5 protein-coding genes are annotated in these 5,703 nt (G+C 45.6%); 3 read left to right on the forward strand and 2 right to left on the reverse strand.

What is annotated here, in order from left to right; all coding sequences use genetic code 11:
- Positions 1 to 1,760 (forward strand): CHAT domain-containing protein (locus QUA71_RS28695; RefSeq protein ID WP_333290349.1); only part of this gene is annotated, 1,760 nt, incomplete at its 5' end.
- A 399-nt stretch (positions 1,761 to 2,159) separates the two neighbouring features.
- On the opposite strand, the gene QUA71_RS28700 is transcribed toward QUA71_RS28695, so the two are convergent.
- Complete coding sequence (locus QUA71_RS28700) at positions 2,160 to 2,573, reverse strand: hypothetical protein (protein WP_333290350.1); 414 nt, start codon at positions 2,571 to 2,573, stop codon at positions 2,160 to 2,162.
- 12 nt (positions 2,574 to 2,585) lie between these two features.
- On the opposite strand from QUA71_RS28700, the gene QUA71_RS28705 reads away from it, so the two are divergent.
- Complete coding sequence (locus QUA71_RS28705) at positions 2,586 to 2,789, forward strand: hypothetical protein (protein WP_333290352.1); 204 nt, start codon at positions 2,586 to 2,588, stop codon at positions 2,787 to 2,789.
- Positions 2,790 to 2,907: 118 nt separating this feature from the next.
- Here the strand turns inward: QUA71_RS28705 and ligA are convergent, their stop codons facing one another.
- Positions 2,908 to 5,058 carry an NAD-dependent DNA ligase LigA gene (ligA, locus tag QUA71_RS28710; protein WP_333290354.1) on the reverse strand — a complete coding sequence of 717 codons (2,151 nt, stop codon included), beginning with the start codon at positions 5,056 to 5,058 and terminating at the stop codon, positions 2,908 to 2,910.
- A 251-nt stretch (positions 5,059 to 5,309) separates the two neighbouring features.
- Between ligA and QUA71_RS28715 the strand changes: the two genes are divergently transcribed.
- Positions 5,310 to 5,633 carry a hypothetical protein gene (locus tag QUA71_RS28715; protein WP_333290356.1) on the forward strand — a complete coding sequence of 108 codons (324 nt, stop codon included), beginning with the start codon at positions 5,310 to 5,312 and terminating at the stop codon, positions 5,631 to 5,633.
- Positions 5,634 to 5,703 lie beyond the last annotated feature (70 nt).

Here is a 5,703-nt window from a genome sequence, read left to right on the forward strand (position 1 = left end):
CTCCAACTCCCACTCCAAGTGTCACTCCCACTCCGGTAGTAACTCCAACTCCCACTCCAAGTGTCACTCCCACTCCGACTCCGAGTGTCATTCCCACTCCGAGTGTCACTTCCACTCCGACTCCAAGTGTCATTCCCACTCCGACTCCGAGTGTCATTCCCACTCCGAGTGTCACTTCCACTCCGACTCCGAGTGTGACTCCCACTCCGACTCCGAGTGTCATTCCCACTCCGATCGATCCCACGGCAATACAAGTGCCCGCACCTGTGACAGCACCAACATCGTCCACAGCCGCCGATACACCCGCACCGCAAGAAGAATCTTCAACCCCTGATTCAGAAGACTTTCAACGCCGCAAAATTCCACCGCTAGACAATCCCGGTGCAGCAGCCGATCGAGTTTTAACCATCGATCAAAGTATCACCAGTCAGTTGCCCCCGGGCTACCCACAGCCAACAGTTAGCAGCGAACCAGCGCCAAAAGTCAACCCTACTTCTAATTTAGTTCTGGGATACGCCCCGTCTCCCGATCGACTTTTTGAAGGTAACGATATCCAGAAAACAGTCTGGGGAATCGAAGAAATGAGGAATCAAGAATTTGGAGAATACTTGGGGGTAAAAGCCAACCTCCCAGAGGAAAAAGTCTTGATTTCGACCTTCCAACAAACTTTACAAGATATCGCAGAGCAACCGGGCAAGCGGTCGGGTATTATCTACATAGTCTCGCGAGAAGATCGACTGGAACTAATTTTAGTTCCTCCCGTGGGGCGACCGATTCACTACAGCGTCCCCGAAGCCAACAGAGCAGCTCTTTTCCCCACCGTCCAGGAGTTTCGCGCTGAAATCACCAATCCCGCAAAACGCGCTAGTACCAGCTATCTAGCCGCCGCCCAGCAACTATATAAATGGGCGATCGCACCCCTAGAAAAAGACTTACAAAACTTAGGAATTCAAACTTTATTACTGTCAGTCGATCCCGGATTGCGAAGCCTGCCCTTTGCCGCTTTACACGACGGTAAAGGCTTCTTGATTGAAAAATACAGTTTCAGCCTAATTCCAAGTTTTAGTTCGACTAATACCGATTATAAAGCTGTTAGAGACGCCACCGTGCTAGCAATGGGAAGGTCAGAATTTGTTGACCAACAGCCATTGCCCAGTGTGCCGATCGAATTGCAAGCGATTTCGACTCAGTGGCAGAGTCCATCTTTCCTCAATTCCACTTTCACTTTAGAGAATCTCAACTCGGAACACGCCAAGGGAGGATTTCGGATCGTTCACCTAGCAACTCACGCTGAATTCAAACCGGGAAAAGCGAGCAATTCCTACATTCAACTGTGGAATTCCAAATTGCAGCTCGATCGCATGGAGAGTTTAAATTGGCGCAATCCGCAGGTAGACTTGTTAGTATTAAGTGCTTGTAGAACTGCTGTGGGCGATCGGGAAGCAGAGTTAGGTTTTGGAGGTTTAGCAGTCAAATCCGGCGCGAAATCTGCTTTAGGGAGTTTGTGGTATGTTGACGATGGAGGCACTTTGGGGCTGATGAGCGAATTTTACCACCAGTTGCGAGGAACCACAACTAAGGCAGAAGCTTTGCAACTGGCTCAACAAGCAATAATGTCCGGTAAAGTGCGGCTGGAAAACGGACAGCTAGTAACAACCGGTGGCAAGTTAAATTTACCTGCTCATTTACAACAAGGAAACCAAAACTTTTCTCATCCTTACTACTGGAGTAGTTTCACCATGATCGGAAGCCCTTGGTAAGCTGCCATCTTTATTTTTCTGTCTCCGCTTCTGAGGGACGAAAGTTTCTACATTAGGAGCAATGCCCGCTTGGGGTGGTTGGGGCGGTTCCCCCGTGGCTGCCCCAATTTCAACCGCCGATCGATCCAGGGGTTTGGAACTCTATTTCTGTTTCCTCACCACCAAAGTAATATCATCACAAAACTTCGGATCGCCCATATACTGCCGCACATCATCTATCACAGATTACCTAATGGCAATAGCAGGTAAGTCTACTTACCTGCTAATTTACAACAAGAAAAGCAAGACTTTTCCGCTCTTTATTGCTGGACTATTTTCACGGTGAGATTTTTTTTGTAAGTCCCATATTTTAAGTAGCAAATCTGTTCGTTCAACAATCATCTCTAACCCGTAGATGCTTTATCTGGGGTTGATTTGTCTCGGATTTGGGGCCGCAGTTCCGTAATTGACTCGACAGCCGATATTGAACAAACTCGAACTGCACTCAAGAGGGACAATCTGCTGATCGAGGAGGGCGCTGCAACTGACATACTCGTCGTTATTAGTATCTCTTACCATACATTCGATCGGCTGAGCTCCCGATCGCGCCGACCAACTCTTCATACCTACGACTGCAATCATATGCTGCCAGTAGAAAGCCAATAGCGATACTGCAAACAGTACAGCAACTGCTAATCCTACTTTCAATTTCCAACTATTTAGGACATTTCCCAAACTGTTTTTCACGTTTTCCACCCCAGAAATTGAGCTTTCAGTAGTTGTTTCTGGAGTTGTCAAGTTTGTTTGTGTTTGTTCTGCTGGAATTTCAGACATAATGTATCTCCTATGATTGCTGAGATTTTGCTAAGCTGGCAGTTGCCCTCGCTATTGCAAACTTTATCAAATTTTAGCAAAACTAGCCTGTACCGACAACAGATTCGGGCAGCACCGCCGGGGAAGTATGTATATTCACCAAGTGCGATCGCGCTTTCTATGCCTTTTGAGGTATTGCCCAATTCGCGATCGGCTATTTTGCATTTGGCGCAATAGAATAGTTGGTGATGTTCTCGGAAAACGGCTCAAGTGAATCAGCTTTTTTACGAACCGCAGAGATCGCAGAGGGCGCAGAGAAAGAAAAAAGAGAGAGATATTGACTTTCATCAATCATTTAGGGTTTCGATAGCAGTTCTAATAACTCAGCTTCCGACAGTAGTTCTATCCCCAAAGATTGAGCCTTTTCCAACTTAGAACCCGCATCTTCTCCCACAACCACATAATCTGTTTTAGCACTCACAGAACTTGTGACTTTACCGCCTGCTTTTTGAATCAAATCTTTAGCTTCATCTCGTTTCAAAGTGGGCAAAGTTCCCGTCAGCACAAAAGTTTTGCCTGCAAGTTGTAAATTTGTGCTGGCTAAATTGGAATTTTTCACTTCTGACTGCAATTGCAAGCCTGCTGTTTTCAACCGTGCAATTAAACTTTGATTTGCCGGCACTCGAAACCACTGATAAACAGCTTGGGCAATTTCTGACCCAATACCGTAAACGCCTTCAATAGCTGCGGCTGATGCAGAAGCCAAATCTGTCACATTGGTAAATCTTTCTGTCAGCAATTGAGCATTCACGCTGCCGACATGGCGAATTCCTAAAGCATACAATACCCGCGAATAAGGTTGATTTTTCGATTGGGCGATCGCGTTTACCAGCTTTTCTGCTAACTTCTTACCCATGCGTTCCAAACTCATCAATCTTTCCGCTGTCAAATCGTACAAATCCGCTGCCGAATGCACCAGATTGCTATCAACCATCTGCTGCACCAACTTTTCCCCAATACCGTTAATATCCAGAGCATCCCGGCTGCAAAAATGAATCAGCGAACCCCTCAAAATTGCTGGACAAGAGGTATTAATGCAGCGAGTAACGGCCTCCCCCTTTTCCCGAACTACAGGCTGTTCACATTCGGGACAGCAACTAGGAATTTGAAAAAGTTGAGCATTTGGGGGGCGAAGTTCCGGCAAAACTCGCACAAGTTCTGGTATAATTTCCCCAGCTTTTCTAACAATTACAGTATCGCCAATGTGGAGGTTCAGATCTGAAAGTCGATCGCTGTTGTGGAGAGAAGCCCGCGAAACCGTCGTCCCCGCCAACTGCACCGGTTTGAGTTCCGCTACAGGAGTCAGAGCCCCGGTTCTCCCTACTTGCACGGTGACAGCTTCTACTATTGTAGGGACTTCGGCGGCGGGATACTTCAGTGCGATCGCCCAACGCGGAAACCTCTGAGTAAAACCCAATTGTCGTTGCAGCAAAACCGAATTAATCTTAACAACAACCCCATCAGTCATGTAAGGCAAATTTCGCCGTTCAGTATCCCAATATTCGTAATACTCCCGAACCTCATCCAAAGAATAGCAAACTTTGCGATTGGGATTTACCTTAAACCCCATTCTTCGCAACAATTCCAACGATTCCCACTGTGTTTTCTCCTCGTTACCCTCATCTAAATGCAGAGTATAAGCAAAGAAATCTAACCGTCGCTTATCCACAATTTTAGAATCTAACTGCCGCAGCGTACCCGCCGCAGCATTGCGAGGATTAGCAAACAATTGTTCCCCCGCTTTTTCCCGTTCCCGATTAATTTCCTCAAACACAGCTAAAGACAAAAAAGCCTCTCCCCGCACTTCCACCACAGGCGGCGGATTATCTAAATTGAGCTTTAAAGGAATAGATCGAATAGTCTTAACATTTTGAGTAATTTCCTCTCCCGCAATGCCGTCTCCCCGCGTCGCACCGCGAACTAAAACTCCATTTTCATAGGTTAACGCTAAAGCAGAACCGTCAATTTTTAACTCGCAAACATAGGAAACCCCCCCCAGCCCCCCCTTGCTAAGGGGGGGAGTAATTTCCCTGTTTTCCTGATTGCTAATAGAAGATGTTATTCCCTCTTGTCCCCCCCCTTGATAAGGGGGTGTTAGGGGGGGTGCATTTCCCTCTTGACCGGGGGTTAGGGGGGGTGCTACCCTTTGCCAGCGTTCCTGCCATTTAGCAAATTCTTCAAAATTAAAAGCATTTTCCAAACTGTAGAGAGGAATATTGTGCTTGACGCTAAAAAATTGAGTAGCAGGCTGTTCTCCGACCCGCTGAGTCGGACTTTCTGCAGTAATTAATTCCGGGTAATCTGATTCTAAGTCTTGCAACTGGCGATAAAGTCGATCGTACACCTCATCTGGCATGATCGGCGCATCGAGAACATAATAAGCATAGCTAGCTTCCTGTAGCTGCTGCCTCAACTGTTGAATTTGCTGCTGAATTTCTGCTGCCATATCAATTTAAGGTTTTCGATTTTAGATGTTAAATTTTTGATTATATAGCCTTTCTCAGAAAGATGAGGTATGATGTTACTGACACTCACTCGTGAGGGTCAAACAGAGAAGATCAGCTCAAATGAACTATAATTACATGGTTCAGTAAAGCCACGCGAAAGCCATACCACACATAATAGCATTTTTTTGACAGCACGCGATGCTTGACTCATAACACGTTTACTTGTACCCAACTTCATACATTGTTAAAAATGAAAGCTTATTCGATTGATTTTAGGCAAAAAATCCTTGATACTTATCATGCTGAACCCATTTCACAAAAAGCAATAGCTAAGCGTTTTTCTGTAGCCCTGAGTTTTGTACAAAAATTGCTTAAACAATATCGTGAAACAAAAAACATTACTCCGAGAACTGACCGATGTGGAGTCAAAGGCAAACTGAATGCGGAGCAACTACTCATCTTGGCGGAATTGGTTGAAGGAAATAATGATGCAACTTTTGAAGAACTCCGTTATTTACTTTATGGGAGAATTGGATTTTCCGTTAGTAGAGCAACAATAGGAAGAATGATATAGCCTTTATCAGAAAGATGAGGTATCATGTAACTGACTTGAACGAAGTAAAAAATATAGAACCCGAAAATGT

Origin of the sequence: Microcoleus sp. MON1_C5 (assembly GCF_036701875.1) — a bacterium.
In the GTDB taxonomy this organism is placed as follows: Bacteria; Cyanobacteriota; Cyanobacteriia; order Cyanobacteriales; family Microcoleaceae; genus Microcoleus.